Consider the following 20,346-nt stretch of genomic DNA (forward strand, 5'->3'; position numbering starts at 1 on the left):
CCTAAGTAACTGTAGTAAAAGGTTTACAACTATGCTATAATTTAATTAAAGAATATTAGTAGGGAGAATATTTAAAAAATTAGGAGGATTTATTATGAGTATTTTAAGAAAAAAATCAGTTGAATCTATTTTAGCAGAAGCTAGAAGTAAAACTTTAGCTCCTACGATGAGAACGATGGACTTAATTCTATTCGGGATCGGGGCAATTATAGGATCAGGGATTCTAGTATTAACTGGTAAGGCTTCAGCAGAAGCTGGACCAGCCGTAATCTTTTCATTCTTGATCGCAGGGGTTGCCTGTTGTTTAGCGGCACTTTGTTATGCGGAACTAGCTTCAACAATTCCATCAAGTGGTAGTACATATACATATTTATATGTATCAATTGGTGAAATTGTAGCTTATATTATAGGTTGGGTATTAATTGGAGGATATGTTCTTTCTGCAGCCACTGTATCAAATGGTTGGTCAAGTTACTTCTCTCGTCTACTGGCAGGTCTTGGTGTAGAACTCCCTAAAGTATATTACACATTACCGTCAGATGGAGGATATGGTAACATTCCAGCTATCGTAATTGTATTATTAATTACATTCTTACTATCAAGAGGTACATCAAGTAGTAAACTTGTAAATAACCTTATGGTAGCTGCAAAAGTTGGTATCGTAATCCTATTCATCGTTGTTGGATCATTCTATGTTGAACCAACACACTGGACAAACAATTTTGCACCTACAGGTTTCTCAGGGGTAATGTTAGCAGCCACTACAGTATTCTTTGCTTATCTTGGATTTGATGCAATTTCTACTTCAGCAGAAGAAACAATCAATCCAGAAAAAGCCTTACCAAAAGCTATCATTGTCACTATGATCGTATGTACTGCATTCTATATCTTAGTATGTCTAGTGTTAACAGGGGTTGTTGAATATAACCGTCTTGGAGCAGGGGATGCATTAGTATTCGTACTTGAAGAAGTAGGTCAAAATAAAGTTGCCGGTATTGTTTCTCTAGGGGCAGTAATCGGACTTATGGCTGGTATCTTGTCATTCATGTATGCAGGTATTCGTATCGCTTATACAATCGCACGTGATGGATTATTACCAAAAGTATTCACTAAAGTTAATGACAACAAAGTACCAAGTACAGTTACATGGTCTTTAGGATGCTTAACTGCAGTATTAGCTGGGTTCTTACCATTAGGAAAATTAGCAGAACTTGCTAACGTAGCTTCTATCATCGCATTCGCATTAGTAAGTTACACTACTATCGTATTCTACAAAAAATTCCCAGATGTAAAACGTGGATTTAGAGTACCAGGTATGCCAGTATTACCAATTATCTCAATTGTATTATTCGCAGCTTTACTATACAGTGTTACATTAACTTCATGGATTATCTTCTTCGTATGGGTAATCGTAGGATTAATCGTATACTTCACATATTCATATAAACATAGTAAAATTGAATAGAATGTTAAAAATAAACCGACTATAGCCATTTGGTTATAGTCGGTTTTTTATGTTCAAAATTATAACATATATAGTAATAAATTTTTTATAAATTATGTATTTGACCAGAGATTTCTTTTGTTACTTTTTGCTTTGTTTTGAGCTTTTTTATACTTATCTAAGTATCTTGTATCAGGTGGTTTTACATATTTTATTTCAGCCAGACCTGCCAGTAATAACTCTTCTTGAATATTTTTTCCATCTGCATAAACATAACATAATGCTCTATGATATTTGTCTTCTTTCTCATAAACATCAAATTCGATTTCAACATCTTTAGCATTAGATAATAATTTTCCATTTAGTTCACTAGCTTCCGGTCCATATTTCTGAACCTCAACACCAGGTTTGACGGTTTCTGGTGTATCAATTAATAAATATCTTACTTTCAATTCTTTGTTGTTGAAGTTAACTATAATAGTATCGCCATCAACTTTTTTTATAAATTTAACTTTATACTTAGTCTTATCTCCCTTGATAAAAACTTCATTGATAGTTGCTTCTTTATAACTTTCACCAGTATGATTAATTATCAAAGCGATAACTAAAAATATTGCCGTGAATAAACTAAAGAAAATAATAAAAACCTTTTTATTCATAATGATTCCCCCTTAATATTAATTTTAACACTTTTGAAGATTGGGATAAAGTTATAAAATAGCAATATTAATAAAATTTAATGGTATTTATTCAGATTTATAAAAGATGGAAAAAATACTTTACATTACTTTCAATATTTACAGTATTTATGGTAAAATAAGATATGAAAGTGTTTTTATACACGTAATAAAATTTCTGTGAAGGAAAAGGACATATGGTTAATAAAACATGGTATCTTGGTTTAGATATTGGTTCTGCGAGTGTAGGTTGGGCAGCGACCGATACTGAGTATAAAATAATTAGAAAAAATAAAAAAAGATTATGGGGAGTTAGATTATTCGAAGAAGCTACAACAGCAGAAGACCGTCGCGGATATCGTTCTAGTAGAAGGAGACTTGCTAGAAGAAAATGGCGTTTAAATCTTCTTGAGGAGTTATTCGCTACTGAAGTAAAAAAAGTTGATGAAAATTTCTTCTTGAGATTAAAAGAAAGTCAATACCATTATGAAGATAAAACTCATAAGGTTCCTTATGCGATTTTTAATGATAAAGATTATACAGATAAAGATTATTATAAAGATTATCCAACAATATATCATTTAAGATCAAAACTTATGACTGAAAAAAATCCTGATATTAGAAAGGTATTTTTAGCTATACACCATATACTTAAGAATAGAGGTCACTTTTTACTACAGGGTCAAAGTTTTAAAGATGGTAATTTAAACAATTTGATTAAAGAATTATTAGAACTTGATATACTTCATGTAGGATTTGAAGTAACAGAAGAAGTTGTTGGTAAAATTGCGGATATTTCATTAGAGAAAAAAACTTTAACAGACAAGGTAAATGATCTTAAGAAACTTTATCCAAAAGAAAAACAATTATTAGAAGTATTTAGATTAATTTTTGGTGGGAAAACCTCGCTGGATAAATTATTCGCAATAGACGAGTATAAAGAATTAGATGCAGCTATAAAATCTGTATCATTTAAAGAGAAAATTTATGAAGAAGTTCGTCATGATTATGAACAAGTACTATCAAATTATATAGAGCTTCTTGATTTAGCTAAGCTAGTTTATGACAGCATTATTTTGTCAGATATTAAAAAAGAAGGAAAAACACTATCAGAATCAAAAGTAGAACTTTATGAAAAACATAGAGAGGATTTATTAAAATTAAAAAATCTTGTGAAAAATGATTCTAAATTAGTTGATGATAAGAAAGTGGAATTGTATGCTTCGATATTTAAAGAAGATAAAGATAAAGGTACTAACTACGTAAATTATATTCGTAAGAGTGAAGAAGGTAAAGGGTGTAATTACGAAGACTTCAAGAAATTCCTAGTTAAAGAATTAGCAAAATTAGAAGAAAGTTCAGTTAAGGTTGAAATAATTAAAGATTTAGAATTAGAGCAGTTCTTGCCACTACAAAGAACAAAAGATAATTCAGTTGTACCTTATCAAATTCATAAAGAAGAATTGGTGAAAATATTAGATAATGCAGTTATATATCATAACTTTTTAGATGAAAAAGATGAAAGTGGCTATAGTATAAGAGAAAAAGTCATTCAATTATTAGAATTCAGAATACCTTACTATGTTGGTCCTCTTAACTCTAGTAAAAAAGCTAAGGAAGGTGGCTTTGCATGGTCTGTGAGAAATAAAGGATATGAAGATACACCAGTAACACCATGGAACTATAGTAAAGTTATAGATGAAAGTGCAAGTGCAGAGAAATTTATTACAAACTTAACTAACAAATGTACATATCTAAAAGGAGAGGATGTACTTCCAAAAAGTTCATTACTTTACTCTGAATTTGCATTATTAAATGAGTTGAATGCACTTAAATACGATGGTAATAGAATTAGTCTTGAAGCTAGAAATACAATTATAGAGAAACTGTTTAAACAACAAGGGAAAAAAGTAACAAAAACTAGTATAAAAAATCTCCTTAAAGCAGAAGGTTATATAGATGGTAAAGGTGAAATCACAGGTATAGATATTACTGTGAAAAATGATCTTAAGTCTTATAGAGATTTCAAGAAAATCCTAGGGAACAAGTTTAACTCTGAACATGTAGAAAATATAATTCTTTGGATTACATTATACGGAGAATCTAGAAAACTAATAAAAGCAAAAATCGAATCTGTTTATGGAGATGTTTATTCTAAGGATGAAATTACAAAAATGTCTAGATTAGTTTATAAGGATTGGGGAAGATTCTCAAGAAAACTATTGACAGAATTAGTTAGTAAAAAAGTGTACAATGAAGAAACAGGAGAATGTTTAAACATCATTGGAGCAATGCGTCTGAATAATATTCTATTTATGGAATTATTGGCAGATAGATTCGATTACTCACAACAAATAGTCGAATTCAATAAAGAACTTCAAGGAGATGTAACAGAAATTACACCAGAAATCTTAGATGATTTATATGTATCACCAGCTGTTAAACGTTCTATTTGGCAAACTGTTAGAATAGTAGAAGAACTTAAGAAGATTATAGGTAGTGCACCTGCAAAAATCTTTGTAGAGACAACTAGATCTAACCAAGGGAAGAAAGAACCAACAGATTCTCGTAAAAAACAATTAGAACTTGCTTATAAAGCCGTAAAAAAAGATGTAAAAGAGCTAGAAAAAGAAATTGAAGAGTTAAAGTTTGATACATTGAACAATAGACTAGGCGCTGAAGAACCGTCTAAGCTAAAAGCGAAAAAACTATATCTATATTATACTCAGTTAGGAAGATGTATGTATAGTGGAGAATCAATTATAATTAGTGAATTATATGACAATAATAAATATGATATAGATCACATCTACCCTCAGGCAAAGATAAAAGACGATAGTTTTACGAATACAGTATTGGTAAAAAGGGATCGTAATGCTAAGAAAGAAGATAGATACCCTTTAAGTTCAGATATTCAAACACCTAACAATAGAAGATTCTGGAAATTCTTAAAAGAAAAAGGATTGATTACTGATGAAAAATATAATAGATTAGTTAGAACAGAAGAGTTTTCTGATGAAGAGTTAAGTGGTTTCATAGCACGACAATTAGTAGAGACATCTCAATCTGTAAAAGCAGTAGCTAGTATCTTAGGAGAATTAAATCCGGAAACTTCAATCTGTTACTCTAAAGCAGAAAATGTATCTAGCTTTAGACAAAACTTTGGGAAAATTAAAAAAGGTAATAGAGATTCAAAAAACAATGATCAGTTAATAAAAGTACGTGAAATCAACGATTATCACCATGCGAAAGATGCTTATCTAAATATAGTGGTAGGAAATGTCTATGATACTAAGTTTACGCGTAACGTATTTAATTTTATTAAATATAAAAAAGATGGAAGAAAATATTCACTTAATAAGGTATTCTATGAAAATGTTAGTGATTCAAAAACAGTAGCTTGGGAAATGGATAAAACAATTTATCAAGTAGAAAAAGTTATGGATAATAATAGTATCTTGGTAACAAGAAGAACATCTGAACAAAAAGGTGGGTTATTCGATGCTACAGTTTATAAAGCAAAAGTTGCAGCAAAAGCTAAAGATGGAGTATATTATCCATTAAAAACTTCTAATTCTGTAGTGAAAGATGTTACTAAGTATGGTGGATTTACAAAAATTAAAATAGCGTATTATTCTATTTTTGAATATGTACTTGTAAATAAAAAAGGTGAAGAGAAAATAACAAGAATTATTCCAATCCCAATTTATATCTCGCAAAATATTAAAGATGATAATACACTATTAGAATTCGGTAAAACTCAAATTAATTTAAAATCTTCTGAAAATATTAAAGACCTTAAGTTGAAATATAGAAAGTTATGTATTGGTGATTTAGTTAAAATAAATAATTTCTTTAATTTTATAGGTGGTAAGACAAATGACAGTTTTGTATATGATGGAGCAACGCAAGTAGTCCTAGACAATGATAGTGAAAAATATATAAAAAATCTATCAAAATATCAAAATTGGAAAAAAGAAAATAAAGATGGTGAATTGTGGGAAAGTATTACTGAGGAAAAAAATATAGAGCTGTATAATAAACTGGTTGAAAAGATGAATTCAGGAATTTTCACTAAGAAAAAACCAAATAAATTCAATGAATTAAATAGTGAAGAGATTAGAAATAACTTTATTAAAATTAGTGTAGATGAGCAAGCTAAAGTATTATTAGAAGTGTTGAATTTATTAACTAATAAAAAATCTACATTTGATTTGAAAGTTATAAAAATGACTGCTGCAAGAGGAATAGCGAGTTTCAATTTAACAAATCAAAATCAATTCTCAATAATTGAACAATCAGCTACAGGATTCTATGAAAAAGAAATAACAATAATAGGGGATAAAGGGAATGACATGGAGAACAATAATAGTTAGAGATAGGGCGAAGCTGGATTATAGCTTGAATTTCCTAACTGTAAGAAAAGAAGCGGAGACTAGAAAAGTTAGTCTTAGCGAAATATACATGATCATTATTGAAAGCACAGCGGTATCTATTACCGCCGTGCTTTTAAATGAACTCATGAAAAATAAAATTAAGGTAATCTTTTGTGATGAAAAAAGAAATCCTAGCTCGGAATTAATACCGTACTATGGAACCCATGATACAAGTCTAAAGTATAAAAATCAGTTAGAATGGTCTATCGAGAGTAAAGAACGAATATGGACAAGAATAGTATATGAAAAAATTAATAATCAAATGTTGTTGCTGAAGAAATTAGGAAAAGCAGAGTATAAGCTATTAGAACAATATCTTACGGAACTAGAGTGGAATGACAGCAGTAATAGAGAAGGGCATGCGGCTAAAGTTTACTTTAACGCAATGTTTGGTATGGATTTTAGTAGAAATAAAGAGTGTTTTACGAATGCTGCATTAGATTATGGTTATTCAATTATACTTTCTGCATTTAATAGAGAAATTGTATCGTGTGGATATTTTACCCAATTAGGATTATGTCACAGAAATCCATATAATAAATTTAATCTAGCCAGTGATTTTATGGAACCTTTCAGAATATTAGTAGATGAAACAGTATCTAGTTTAGATGCTGATGAATTTACTAAAAATCATAAAAACTTATTAGTTAATATTTTAAATAACACAGTTGAAATTGATGACAAAGAACAAACAGTAGCCAATGCAATTAAAATATATGTTCGTAGTTTGTTTACTGCACTAAAAGAAAATGATTTAGAATATATAAAGATGTATAAGTATGAGTTATAGATTTATGAGGGTTTTAGTAATGTTCGATCTTCCTACAGAAACATCTCTTCAAAGAAAAAATTATAGAAAATTTAGAAAAACACTAATAAAAAATGGATTTATCATGATGCAAGAATCTGTTTATGTTAAGTTAGCGATGAATCAAGGGAGTGCTGAATTAATTGTGAAGAGTATTCGAAAAATGTGTCCGGATGAAGGGATAGTTCAAGTATTACAGATTACTGAGAAACAGTTCTCTAAGATAGAGTTTTTAGTAGGAGAGAGTCAGACTGAATATGTAGATAATGATGAAAGGTTATTAGAATTATGAAGATTATTAATAAAAACTGGCAGAGAAAAATAGAAATAGAAGATAATATTATATATACATTAGTTTTTGAAAATAAAAAGTATTATAGAGAAAATATAATTGAATTAATCAGTCAATATAAGGGTAACGAGGGGAGTTACATTTTATCAAATGATAATAAAGAAATGTCTTTTGATAAGAATAGTTACATTATTACAGATATATTTAATATAGACATAAATAATAAAAAAGTACTAACAAAAATATATAACTCTTTACTTAAAGAAATAGTAGAGGATATTTCTAGTTATAATGAATTAACAACAAATATTAGAGTATATTTTGAAAAATTAATATTTAATAGTTCTTTAGAAATCGAACAAGGTGAAGAGATAGATATGTCATCCTTATTAAAACTTGGAGATTTCAAAGTTCATGTTGAAAACGATGATATTTTAGAAAAATTTATAAAGTTCTTAAAAGTATTAACAGAACTATGTGGTTGTAAAATTATTTTTGTAGTCGGACTTCATAACGTTTTCACAAAAGATGAAATAATAGAAATTTATAAAGAAGTATGTTTGAACAAAATAAATATTAAAAATATAGAGTATCAACAATTTAGTAATCAGTCTAATGAGAATTATAAAGAAATAGTTTATATATTTGATAAAGATAATTGCGAACTATAGTATTGCATTTTTGCGAAAATACTTGTATAATATAGGTAGATTCAAAATTTACATTCAAGTTCAAATAAAGATTTTATCTAAATTGCCTTCGGGCCTGGATCGGTGTCGGTCCATTTTTTTATACCCAAATTCAAAATTTCTACTCCAAATCTCAATTTGAGGTTTGAGAGATATGTAAATTTTGAATTCTACAAAACATTGGAGCGGTTTTTGGAACGCTAACGTTGGTTTGAGAGATATGTAAATTTTGAATTCTACAAAACTTAGAAAACAGACACTATATTTCAGATGTTGTTTGAGAGATATGTAAATTTTGAATTCTACAAAACATACATAAACAAATATAAATTCAAATGTAAGTTTGAGAGATATGTAAATTTTGAATTCTACAAAACCCTGATGGGACAACTACGTTACGAACATCTAGTTTGAGAGATATGTAAATTTTGAATTCTACAAAACACGGAGTTATTTCAAACGTATGGATATATTGTTTGAGAGATATGTAAATTTTGAATTCTACAAAACGGTGTAGGTCGTCCATATCAGTCCAAAATGGTTTGAGAGATATGTAAATTTTGAATTCTACAAAACCAAAATTATTTGAAAGGTACGCATTAGTTGGTTTGAGAGATATGTAAATTTTGAATTCTACAAAACTTATTCGCTGGAGAAACTGGACTTACTCTTGTTTGAGAGATATGTAAATTTTGAATTCTACAAAACTGAAAAATCGGGAGTACATTTTAATACGATAGTTTGAGAGATATGTAAATTTTGAATTCTACAAAACCCCTATCAATACATATTGAATAGAACTCTGGTTTGAGAGATATGTAAATTTTGAATTCTACAAAACCATTTGAAGACGGTGAAAGCAATGACTAGAGTTTGAGAGATATGTAAATTTTGAATTCTACAAAACCATACTCAGATAAATCTTGATGTGTTGTTAGTTTGAGAGATATGTAAATTTTGAATTCTACAAAACTACACGGAAAAGAACGCAGTGATGTTTGATGTTTGAGAGATATGTAAATTTTGAATTCTACAAAACTTTTGAAATTTAAATTCACGTACTAGTTTGTTTGAGAGATATGTAAATTTTGAATTCTACAAAACTATCTGAAGCACTGTAAATAGTCTTGGTGGGTTTGAGAGATATGTAAATTTTGTGATTATACTATAAGATTATTGATGAGATAACATTGAGTGTTATTTGATCTATAATCTTATTTTTGTTTACATAAATGCGGATGATTATAAAACTAAGTACAAAAAAGCATTTACGTTAATCTTAATAAACGTAAATGCTTTTTAACATTCTCTTACTTCGTTATTTCTTCAATTATCGTTTCTAACTTCATAGATCGGCTTGCTTTGAATAAGATAACTTCGTTTTTGTGCTTGTTATTCTTTAGATATTCACTAACTTCTGCTGTAGTAGGGAAGTGTAGTGTTTTAATTTTGTCGTTTTTAATTTGTTTAGTAATGTTTTCTGCTAGTTCACCAACGCTGATTACTAAGTCAATATCGTTTGTATTTTCAGAAATATACTCCCCAACTTCAGCGTGATAGCTAACTTCGTTAGGTCCTAGTTCGAACATACTTCCTAATACAAGTGTTTTATAATCGAAGTCGTCATAACTACTTACTACATCAACACCAGCTTTCATAGAAGTAGGGCTGGCGTTATATGCATCGTTGATTATTAGTGAATCCTCTTTGTAAGGAATACTTTGTAGACGCATGCCTGTTATTTCCACAGTATTTTCAATAGCTTTGCGGATTTCTTCGTTAGTTAATCCGATTTTACTTGCGATTGCTGTAGCAAACATAATGTTATATAGATTATGTTTTCCTTTTAATTTTGTGAAGTATTGTTCATCACTTATATTAAGTTTGAAATCAATTTTATCACGTGTAATTGTGTAGTTTTCTAATATAATATCGTTATAGCTGTTCTCACCACATGATGTTGCATTGATTTTTGAAGAATCTACTAATGTTTTTAGAAGAACTTCATCTCCATTATAGACGAAGTATCCGTCTTTCTTCATACCATTAGTAATTTCAAATTTAGCCTTAGCAATTCCTTCGCGTGATTTGAAGAATTCAATGTGACTTTCACCGATATTAGTAATTACTGTATAATCAGGTTCAACTAACTTAGATAAAAAGTCAAGTTGTCCAAAACCATCAGCTCCCATCTCAAGAACTAGTATTTCACTATCTTCAGGCGCAGCAAGAATTGTAATTGGCACACCAAGTTCGTTGTTAAAGTTCCCTTGTGTTTTGTGAACTTTATATTTTGTTGATAATACACTTGTAATAATATCTTTAGTAGTAGTCTTACCGTTACTACCTGTGATTGCGATAGTTTTGGCATTTAAACTTTCTAAATAGTGTTTCGCTAGAGTTTGAATTGCTTCGTAACTATCATCAACGTAGATAATATTATTATCAGAAACAAAGTCATCTTTTAATGATAAACTTGCTGCAGCACCTTTTTCAAAGGCACTTTCTAAATAGTTGTGACCATCGACATTTTCACCTAAGAAGGGAATAAATAAGTCACCTTGTTTAACTTTTCTACTATCAATAGCGATACCAGTAATTTCTACATTGCTAGTAATATTTGCTTTTTTTGCATTTAATATTTTTTCTAAATCTGTAACTAAATATTTCATGGTTAATCCTATTCTTCAGTTAATAAGTTTTTACGATCTTCGTAACGTACTACAGCTAGTGCGAATAGTTCTTCGATAATTTCTGAATAACTCACGTTCATATTTGCCCATAGAGAAGGGAACATTGAGAATGGAGTGAATCCAGGCATTGTGTTTACTTCGTTAATGAAGATTTCTCCTTCTTTAGTATAGAAGAAGTCAGCACGTACTAATCCTGATCCGCTGATTGCACGGAATGCAGTTGCTGCCATTTCTCTGAATTTAGGATATAGAGTAGTATCGATTGGAGCTGGAATATCCATACGAGATTGTCCATCTGTGTATTTAGTTTCATAATCGTAGAATTCTGTTGAAGAAATATTTACGATTTCACCTGGATCTGTAGTCTTAACTTCGTTGTAACCAAGAACGGCAACTTCGATTTCTTTAGCACCTACAGCACCTTGCTCAACAACGATTTTTTTGTCGAATTTAAGAGCTTCTTGGATACCTTTTACTAATTCAGCTTCATCGTTACAACGGCTAATACCAACTGAAGAACCTAAGTTCGCAGGTTTAACGAATACAGGGTATTTAAGATTTTCATTAATTTCAGCGATAAGTGCTTCTTTTTTGTTTTTCCAAGTATATTCGATAAAGTGAACGTATGGAAGTTGTGGAAGGTTGTAAGCAGCGAATAATTGCTTCATAACTACTTTATCCATACCAGCTGCACTTGAAAGTACGTTGTTACCAACATAAGCGATATCCATAATTTCTAGTAATCCTTGGATTGTTCCATCTTCACCGTTTGGCCCATGAAGAACAGGGAAGACGATATCGAATTTACGTCCATCTTCAAATAATAATCCACTGATATCGTTGTCAAAGTTAGAAAAAATTAAATCATGTTGATCAGTTACTTCTGATGTAATTTTTTCACCACGTGCCCAGTTACCTTCTAATGAAATAAAGATAGGGAATACGTTGTATTTTTCTTTGTCTATTGCGTTAATAATTGATTTCGCTGTTAAAAGTGATACTGAGTGTTCAGCGCTTTTACCACCGTATACAATTCCAATATTTTGTTTTGTCATGTTTAAATCTCCTAAGAAATAAAAATTGTTTTTAATTATAATGTATAAATTTCAATATACACATATTTTAATTTAGTTATGATCGAAATTTGTTAATTACGATGCAAAACTAACATACTTTATTATATCATAAAAACTTAAAAGTAGAATAAATTTGTAAGGTTTAATAGAAGAAATTTTATAAAAAATTAAATCTGAAAAAATTATAGAAGCAACTAGTTGTTACAAGTCAAAATAACATAGTTGCTTCTATCAGATCATATTCTATAGTTTATATTTCTCTTTTAATTCTGCGATAGTATCACGAAGTTTTGCAGCTTGCTCGAACTCGAATTTTTCTGCAGCGGCGAACATTTGTTGTTCTAATTCTGCTAAGTGTTCCTCGATATTATCATCGTTGATATTTGCAGTTTCTTCAATTTCAACAATATCTTCATCAACCACTTCTTTCTTAGCACTGATAGAATCACGGATATCTTTAATAATTGTTTGTGGGGTAATACCATGCTCTTCGTTATATGCCATTTGAATTTCACGACGACGGTTTGTTTCATCAATCGCTTTTCTCATACTTCGAGTAATATTATCTGCATACATTATTACACGACCATTCGCATTACGTGCGGCACGTCCAATAGTTTGAAGAAGAGCTTTATCTCCACGTAAAAATCCTTCTTTATCAGCATCTAAAATAGCGACAAGTGATACTTCAGGAATATCTAAACCTTCACGAAGTAAGTTGATACCTATTAGTATATCGAATTTACCAAGTCGAAGATTTCTAATTATTTCGGTACGTTCTAATGTTTTAATATCAGAGTGTAGGTATTCTACTTTTAGACCATTTTCTTTTAGATAAGCTGTTAGAGATTCTGCCATTTTCTTCGTTAGGGTAGTGATTAGTACACGTTCTCCTTTAGCTATAATCTTCTCGGCTTCTTTGGTAATATCGAATACTTGGTCACTAACAGGTCGAATGTCGATAATTGGATCTAGTAGACCTGTAGGACGAATGATTTGTTCAGTAATCTTTGTACTGTTTTCTAACTCGAAATCCCCAGGTGTTGCTGATACGAAAATAGCTTGATTAAGTTTTTTCTCAAATTCTTCGAAGTTTAAAGGACGGTTATCTAACGCTGTCGGTAATCTGAATCCATAATCAACAAGCACTTGTTTACGGGCTCTATCTCCGTTAAACATACCACGAACCTGAGGAAGAGTTACGTGTGATTCATCGACTACTAGTAACCAATCATCTGGGAAGTAATCTAGTAGTGTATATGGCGTACTACCGGGTTCACGAAGTGTAAGATGAAGAGAATAGTTCTCGATACCTGAACAGAATCCCATTTCTTCCATCATTTCAAGGTCGTAGTTAGTACGTTGTTCAAGACGTTGTGCTTCTAAAAGTTTGTTTTCCATATTTAGAACCTTAAGTCTTTCTTCTAGCTCAGCGCGTATTCTCTTAATCGCTTCTTTAGTTTTTTCATCACCAGCAACGAAGTGACTGGCAGGATATATCGCGATATGTTCAAGTTCACTTAGTACTTCACCAGTTAATGGATTAATCTCACGAATACGATCGATTTCATCACCGAACATCTCTATACGAACAGAGTTTTCACTACGAGATGCAGGGAAGATTTCAATTACATCTCCTCGAACTCTAAAATTACCACGAGTAAACTCAATATCATTTCGCATATATTGAATGCTAATTAATTTTTCCATTATTTTATTACGATTGATTTCATCACCAACACGTAATGAAAGTACTAGTGATGAATATTCTTCTGGCGAACCAAGACCGTATATACAGCTGACACTCGATACGATAATAACATCATCACGATCGAATAATGACGATGTAGCACTGTGTCGTAGTTTATCTATCTCATCATTTACTGATGAATCTTTTTCTATATATGTATCTGTAGATGGAACGTATGCCTCAGGTTGAAAGTAATCATAGTATGAAACGAAGTACTCAACACGGTTATTCGGGAAAAATTCTTTAAGCTCATTGTATAATTGACCAGCTAATGTTTTATTATGAGCCAGAACTAGGGTAGGTTTTCCTACATTTTTTACTATATTAGCTATTGTAAATGTCTTACCAGTACCAGTTGCACCAAGTAAAGTTTGATATTTCTCTCCATTATTTAAACCTTCAGTAAGTTCGGCAATCGCATTAATCTGATCACCTTTAGGATCGTACTTACTCTGAAGATCAAAATCAACATGTAATCTATTAATTTCCAAAAAATCCACTCCTTATATAGGTTGTTTTGTGAGTTAATAGTATAAATAATAAAACTCACACAAAAGGTTAATTAATTCTTTCATTAAATATTATAATATAGAAAGGGTAATTGTGAAAGAAAAAGTGATTAGTATAAAATCTTTTAATTGGGTAGATCTGTAGCTGTAGCTTCAAAGAAATTAACCATAAAACACTATATATCAATGGAATAGCTAATATTACTATGGTATAATATTGGTATAGGAGATTCTAATTAATCACATTTGGGAGGTGTGAAATTATGAAAAAAGTTAGACATGAACATGTAAAACCAACAGAAGACTTAGTAGCTAAAAAAATATTCTCAAATACAGAGATAACATCAGCTTTTATTAGCGATATACTAGGGCTTTCGGTTAAATGTTCAAAAATTTTAGACGGGACGCAAATTCATTCAAGCTTCGAGGATGAGATATTACTGTATAATACATCTTTAGACGTTTTAGCTGAATTGGACGATGGTACTCAAGTTATTATAGAAATACAAGTGGCCAAGCAGTTAGAATTTTTAAAAAGATTATGGGTGTATATATGTAATCAAGTGTCAAAAAATATGGATACAATAAGATTACAACTAGGTAGAACTAGTCCTATATATTCAGAGTTAATACCAGTTTATTCAGTTTCGATTTTAGAAAAAAATTATTTTGACGATGATAGAGCAATAAGAAGTTTCAGTCTAAGAGATGATGATACTAATAAACAGCTAAAAGTTGATGTAAAAGGAATACAAGAAAAAAGAAATTTAATTACTATGGCATTTTTAGAACTAAATAAATACAATCCAGACATAAGAGAAAACTATAATAAAAAACGATGGCTAGAATTATTTTCTAATCAGCCGTTTACTCAAAGTCAAGATGAAATAATTGAAAGTGCTGATAGTTTGATGGAGTATAAAAATTGGAGTGAGGAGGAAAAAGCTATGTATGATGAAAAAACAAGGAAATATGATGCATATATAGATTCGTTGCAATATAAGTTTGTGGAAGGTCTAGAGTTAGGACGAAGTGAAGGAATAGAGCAAGGAATAGAAAAAGGACGAAGTGAAGGAATAGAACAAGGGCGAACTGAAGAGCGAGAGAATTCGATAGCGAGATTTATTAAGTATGTAAAACTAGGAGTAATCTCAAAAAAAGACGCATGTCAAGATTTAGGGATGACGGAAAAAGAGCTTGATAAATATTTACAAGCATAGATAAGCCTGTAAAAAAATCTTCGTTGATAATGAGGTGATTTTGAGAAGATGTATGATGAAAAAACAAGGAAATATGATGCATATATAGATTCGTTGCAATATAAGTTTGTGGAAGGTTTAGAGTTAGGACGAAGTGAAGGCATAGAAAAAGGAATAGAACAAGGGCGAACTGAAGGCATAGAAAAAGGAATAGAACAAGGGCGAACTGAAGAGCGAGAGAATTCGATAGATAGATTTATTAAGTATGTAAAATTAGGAGTAATCTCAAAAAAAGATGCCTGTCAAGATCTAGGAATGACAGAAAATGAGTTAGAAAGATATTTATAAAAGATGTGAAGAAGCGGCTAGAAATTGGTTTTAAATTAACCGATTTTCTAAAGTCGCTTTTTAATAATTATGATTTGTTTATTTTGGGGGCTGCCCCAAGAGTACTAGATTTTGAAAATAGTTTACATGAAAACTCATAGCCTCAGCAGTAGACACAATCCAATCAGTTTCGTCTTATGACTCACTTCTTGGTGTGTCCTTGCATACGTTATACGTAAGAATTTTAACGTGTCTTTGGCACTAAAAATTCTAACGTACAACGCAAGTGGTTTATTGATATCTAAATTCGTTCTATAAAAGCTTTTTTTGATATCTAATAACCAGTGCGAGGTTGACTCTAAAAAATCAATTTCTACGAAATCACGATTTTTGAATCACTCCCAATTAATACCATAAATTTAAACATTTCTACTATATTTTATTTTGTTTTTTTCAGTGTATATGTTAAGATAGTATAGTATGAAAAAAGGAGGAAGTAATGGATACACAAAAAATTATATATACTTCACCGAAAAGTGAGAGAATTGATAAATTTTTACAACAAGAATTAACAGATGTTTCTAGAACAAATATCCAGAACTTGATTTCTGAAGGTTATATTAAAGTAGATGGGAATAATATTAAAACTAACTATAAGTTAAAAGAAGGAAATGTTATTACTATCGATTACAAAGAACCTGAAGAGTTAGACGTTGTAAAACAAGATATCCCAGTGGATATTGTCTATGAAGATAATGATTTAATCATTGTAAATAAAGCTAAAGGTATGGTTGTTCACCCATCTGTAGGACATAAAGATGGAACATTAGTTAATGCCTTATTATTCCACAGTGAACTTTCAAGTATTAATGGTACTATCAGACCTGGTATTGTTCACAGAATAGATAAAGATACGTCAGGATTATTAATCGTTGCGAAAAATGATAAAGCACATGTTAAATTATCAGAAATGATCGCGAATAAAGACGTTAAGAGAAAATATTACGCTCTAGTACACGGAAGTATTAAACACGATTACGGGACTATTGATGCGCCAATCGCTCGTAATCCGAAAGAACGTAAAGAAATGGCTATTATCGATGAAGGGAAACCATCTATTACACACTTTAAGGTTATAGATAGATTTGAGAAATATACTCTTATTGAATGTGAATTAGAAACTGGACGTACTCACCAAATCAGGGTACACATGAAATATATTAACCACCCATTAGTAGGGGATCCAGTATATGGGCCAAGAAAAACATTAAATACAAATGGGCAGTCACTTCATTCGAAAAGTATCGAATTTAATCACCCAATTACAGGTGAACACCTGTATTTTGAAACAGAAATTCCAGAGTATATGGTTGAAACAATGTCTAAATTAGATAAATAGAATATTTTATAACATATCACTTCAAATGTTGGTAATTGTTGCCGACTTTGAGGTGATTTTTCACAACGTTAATTCTGTATTAGTATAGATTCATAATTCAAGAATATTTTTTTCTAAAATTAAAAAAATAAAAATTTTAGAAAAAACAGTAACATAATTGTAGAATAAAAAATTAAGATAACTATTAAATTAATCTTGTATACGTTATCACTGTAACCTTGTAATGGCAAAGAATAGATAAGTTAATATACAAGAATTTTGTTAATAACATACATAATTGAAAATTATTAAATAAAATAGTTTATTTTTTCTAAAAAGTGTAGTATTATAATATATATATTAGTAGTTATTTAAGGAGGACAAATAACATGGTATTAGTACCAGCAAAAGACATGCTAGTAAAAGCAAGAAAAGAAGGATATGCAGTAGGGCATTTCAACATCAATAACTTAGAGTGGACAAAAGCTATTTTAGAAGCTTGTGAAGAAGCAAAAAGTCCAGTTATCTTAGGTGTAAGTGAAGGAGCAGTTAAATACATGACTGGTTTCAGAACTGTTGCAGCTATGGTAGAAGCTATGGTTGAAGAAATGAAAATCACAGTTCCTGTTGCATTACACTTAGACCACGGTTCATACGAAGGAACTCAAAAAGCTATCGAAGCTGGATTTAGTTCAGTAATGTTCGACGGATCTCACTACCCATTCGAAGAAAACATTGCTAAATCTAAAGAAATGATCGCTTTAGCTCACTCTAAAGGATTATCAATCGAGTGTGAAGTTGGTTCAATCGGTGGAGAAGAAGATGGAGTTATCGGTTCTGGTGAATTAGCTGATCCAAACGAATGTAAAACAATGGCTGACTTAGGAATTGACTTCTTAGCTGCAGGTATTGGTAACATCCACGGTAAATACCCAGAAAACTGGGCTGGATTAAGCTTTGAAACATTAGAAAAAATTTCTAACATCACAGGTGGAATTCCATTAGTATTACACGGTGGTTCAGGTATCCCAACTGACCAAATCCAAAAAGCTATCTCTCTAGGAGTATCTAAAGTTAACGTTAACACTGAATGTCAATTAGCGTTTGCTGATGCTACACGTAAATACATTGAAGAAGGTGGAGATCAAAAACCTAAAGGTTTCGACCCTCGTAAATTATTAAACCCTGGATTTGAAGCTATTAAAGCTATGGTTCACGAAAAAATCGATATCTTCGGTTCAAGAAACAAAGCATAATAACTACGCAATTTTATAAAAAGGCTCATGCTTTGCATGGGTCTTTTGTTTTTATATATTTATAGGTAAAGGAGCATTTCTATGCAACAAACAATAGATTATTTAAAAAAACTTACTAGTATTCCTTCACCAACAGGTTTCACAAGAGAAGTCGCTGACTACCTAGTGGAAGAACTAGAAAGATTAGGATATAGCCCTATTCGAACTAACAAAGGTGGGGTAAATGTAATAGTTAAAGGTAAGGACGATAACAAACACCGTGTCGTAACAGCTCACGTAGATACATTAGGAGCGATGGTACGTGCGGTAAAATCAGATGGTCGCTTGAAAATGGCTAAAATCGGTGGTTATCCATGGAATATGATAGAAGGTGAGAACTGTCTTGTTCATGTAGCAAGTACAGGAAAAACTGTTAGTGGAACTATCTTAATTCATCAAACTAGTACACATGTATATAAAGATGCAGGCACTGCAGAACGTACAGAAGATAATATGGAAGTAAGATTAGATGCCAAGGTAAGAAATGAGAAAGAAACACGTGACCTAGGTATTGATGTTGGAGATTTCATCTCTTTTGATCCTCATACAATAGTTACAGAAACAGGATTTATAAAAAGTCGTTTCTTGGATGATAAAGTCAGTGCTGCAATTTTATTAGACTTACTAAGAAAATATAAGGAAGAAAATATTGAGTTACCTCAGACAACACACTTTATGTTTAGTGTATTTGAAGAAGTAGGGCATGGTGCTAACTCAAATCTTCCGAAAGAAGCAGTAGAATATCTTGCGGTTGATATGGGAGCGATGGGAGATGACCAACAGACTGATGAATATACAGTTTCAATCTGTGTGAAAGATGCGAGTGGACCATACAACTATGAATTCCGCAATCATCTAGTACAATTGGCAAAAGATAATGATATTCAATATAAATTAGATATTTATCCGTATTATGGTAGTGATGCATCGGCAGCGATGAGAGCAGGTGCAGAAGTAAAACATGCATTACTAGGTGCGGGAATAGAATCAAGTCACTCTTATGAAAGAACGCATATTGATTCAGTAGAGCAAACTCACAAGATGGTAGATGTGTATCTACGTAGTGAATTGATTTAATAAGTATGAATAATCACGTATGATTTAATGTAATAATTAGCTAAGTTATCTGTGATTTAAAGTTATTTACGTAAGTTATAACTAAAGGTTTAGTTTGAAGATAAATCTTATAGAAAAAGTGCAAAATAGCTATATAAAAGCACTTTTATCATATGTTTTAACGAAAAATAATAAAAAACTTAAGAAAAAAACTTGACTTTTAATATAAAAATCAATATAATAACTATATACGATAATCTGTCGTATAAAAATCAAAAAATTATTATTTAAAAGGAGACTTAATACTATGAACAAAAAAGTATTATTATCAGTATTCGCTGCATCTCTAGTAGCAGCACCAACTGCATTAGCTGCAGATGAATTAGTTAACGTACCTCACGTTAAAGATGTTGCAACTACTGCAAACACTAATCAAGAGGTTACTTCATTAGATCAACTTAAACCATCAGCTGACGCTAAATTAGGACAAGATGCTAAAAAAGCTACAGACAATGCTAACGGAATCGTTGGTAAAGAAGTTGCACCTGGTGAGTTCCACTACGTTGGAAAAGGTAAACCAGCTACAGCAGCTAAAAAAGCTCAAGCAGGAGCTCACAAAGCAGCTGGAAAAGTTTTACCAAAAACTTCTGCAGCTAAATAATACTGATACCAGTATTTAAAAAAGGATGTTTGTTTAATCAGACTCCTTTTTTATTA

At 30.9% G+C, this 20,346-nt stretch carries 15 protein-coding genes and 1 CRISPR repeat array; of the genes, 11 read left to right on the forward strand and 4 right to left on the reverse strand.

The genetic code is table 11. The features are described from left to right. Positions 1–91: 91 nt before the first annotated feature. Positions 92–1,465: an amino acid permease gene (locus tag O3801_RS04665; RefSeq protein WP_294682540.1), complete on the forward strand. Its 1,374-nt coding sequence runs from the start codon at positions 92–94 to the stop codon at positions 1,463–1,465. 92 nt (positions 1,466–1,557) lie between these two features. Here the strand turns inward: O3801_RS04665 and O3801_RS04670 are convergent, their stop codons facing one another. Further along, entirely contained in the window at positions 1,558–2,103 is a 546-nt protein-coding gene (locus O3801_RS04670) for a thermonuclease family protein (RefSeq protein ID WP_371454213.1), read from the reverse strand. Between the two features lie 215 nt (positions 2,104–2,318). Here O3801_RS04670 and cas9 point away from each other — a divergent pair, with 215 nt between their 5' ends. The 4 genes from cas9 to csn2 are packed head-to-tail and all read left to right on the forward strand — an operon-like array spanning position 2,319 to position 8,328. Further along, positions 2,319–6,497 (forward strand): type II CRISPR RNA-guided endonuclease Cas9, encoded by a 4,179-nt coding sequence (gene cas9, locus O3801_RS04675; RefSeq protein ID WP_371454214.1) that lies wholly within the window; start codon positions 2,319–2,321, stop codon positions 6,495–6,497. Then, positions 6,472–7,347 (forward strand): type II CRISPR-associated endonuclease Cas1, encoded by an 876-nt coding sequence (gene cas1, locus O3801_RS04680; RefSeq protein WP_371454215.1) that lies wholly within the window; start codon positions 6,472–6,474, stop codon positions 7,345–7,347. Before cas9 ends, cas1 begins: the two co-directional genes overlap by 26 nt. 4 nt (positions 7,348–7,351) lie before the next feature. Further along, complete coding sequence (gene cas2 / locus O3801_RS04685; protein ID WP_371454216.1) at positions 7,352–7,657, forward strand: CRISPR-associated endonuclease Cas2; 306 nt, start codon at positions 7,352–7,354, stop codon at positions 7,655–7,657. Further along, positions 7,654–8,328, forward strand: coding sequence for a type II-A CRISPR-associated protein Csn2 (csn2, locus tag O3801_RS04690; RefSeq protein ID WP_371454217.1), 675 nt, complete (start codon positions 7,654–7,656; stop codon positions 8,326–8,328). The genes cas2 and csn2 overlap by 4 nt, the downstream gene beginning before the upstream one ends. Before the next feature lie 161 nt (positions 8,329–8,489). Continuing rightward, positions 8,490–9,450: a CRISPR direct-repeat array (repeat unit 36 nt; unit sequence GTTTGAGAGATATGTAAATTTTGAATTCTACAAAAC). 206 nt (positions 9,451–9,656) lie between these two features. Here csn2 and O3801_RS04695 read toward each other — a convergent pair. The 3 genes from O3801_RS04695 to uvrB all read right to left on the reverse strand — a co-directional run bounded on the left by O3801_RS04695 (position 9,657) and on the right by uvrB (position 14,356). Continuing rightward, on the reverse strand, positions 9,657–11,018 hold the full coding sequence (locus O3801_RS04695) for a UDP-N-acetylmuramoyl-tripeptide--D-alanyl-D-alanine ligase (RefSeq protein ID WP_371454218.1): 1,362 nt from the start codon (positions 11,016–11,018) through the stop codon (positions 9,657–9,659). 8 nt (positions 11,019–11,026) lie between these two features. Next, entirely contained in the window at positions 11,027–12,094 is a 1,068-nt protein-coding gene (locus O3801_RS04700) for a D-alanine--D-alanine ligase (protein WP_371454219.1), read from the reverse strand. A gap of 264 nt (positions 12,095–12,358) precedes the next feature. Continuing rightward, a complete protein-coding gene (uvrB, locus tag O3801_RS04705) occupies positions 12,359–14,356 on the reverse strand; it encodes an excinuclease ABC subunit UvrB (RefSeq protein ID WP_371454220.1) in 1,998 nt (665 codons plus the stop codon). Positions 14,357–14,637: 281 nt separating this feature from the next. Here uvrB and O3801_RS04710 point away from each other — a divergent pair, with 281 nt between their 5' ends. The 6 genes from O3801_RS04710 to O3801_RS04735 all read left to right on the forward strand — a co-directional run bounded on the left by O3801_RS04710 (position 14,638) and on the right by O3801_RS04735 (position 20,290). Beyond that, complete coding sequence (locus O3801_RS04710; protein WP_371454221.1) at positions 14,638–15,594, forward strand: Rpn family recombination-promoting nuclease/putative transposase; 957 nt, start codon at positions 14,638–14,640, stop codon at positions 15,592–15,594. A 48-nt stretch (positions 15,595–15,642) separates the two neighbouring features. Beyond that, positions 15,643–15,921 (forward strand): hypothetical protein, encoded by a 279-nt coding sequence (locus tag O3801_RS04715; protein ID WP_371454222.1) that lies wholly within the window; start codon positions 15,643–15,645, stop codon positions 15,919–15,921. A gap of 478 nt (positions 15,922–16,399) precedes the next feature. Further along, positions 16,400–17,299 carry an RluA family pseudouridine synthase gene (locus O3801_RS04720; protein ID WP_371454223.1) on the forward strand — a complete coding sequence of 300 codons (900 nt, stop codon included), beginning with the start codon at positions 16,400–16,402 and terminating at the stop codon, positions 17,297–17,299. Between the two features lie 368 nt (positions 17,300–17,667). Next, complete coding sequence (gene fba / locus O3801_RS04725) at positions 17,668–18,534, forward strand: class II fructose-1,6-bisphosphate aldolase (protein WP_060914755.1); 867 nt, start codon at positions 17,668–17,670, stop codon at positions 18,532–18,534. A gap of 81 nt (positions 18,535–18,615) precedes the next feature. Then, positions 18,616–19,650, forward strand: coding sequence for a M42 family metallopeptidase (locus O3801_RS04730; RefSeq protein WP_371454224.1), 1,035 nt, complete (start codon positions 18,616–18,618; stop codon positions 19,648–19,650). A 286-nt stretch (positions 19,651–19,936) separates the two neighbouring features. Then, positions 19,937–20,290, forward strand: a complete 354-nt coding sequence (locus O3801_RS04735; RefSeq protein ID WP_371454225.1) for a hypothetical protein — start codon at positions 19,937–19,939, stop codon at positions 20,288–20,290. Positions 20,291–20,346 lie beyond the last annotated feature (56 nt).

It is taken from the genome of Gemella sp. 27098_8_149, assembly GCF_041433745.1.
Classification (GTDB): Bacteria; Bacillota; Bacilli; order Staphylococcales; family Gemellaceae; genus Gemella.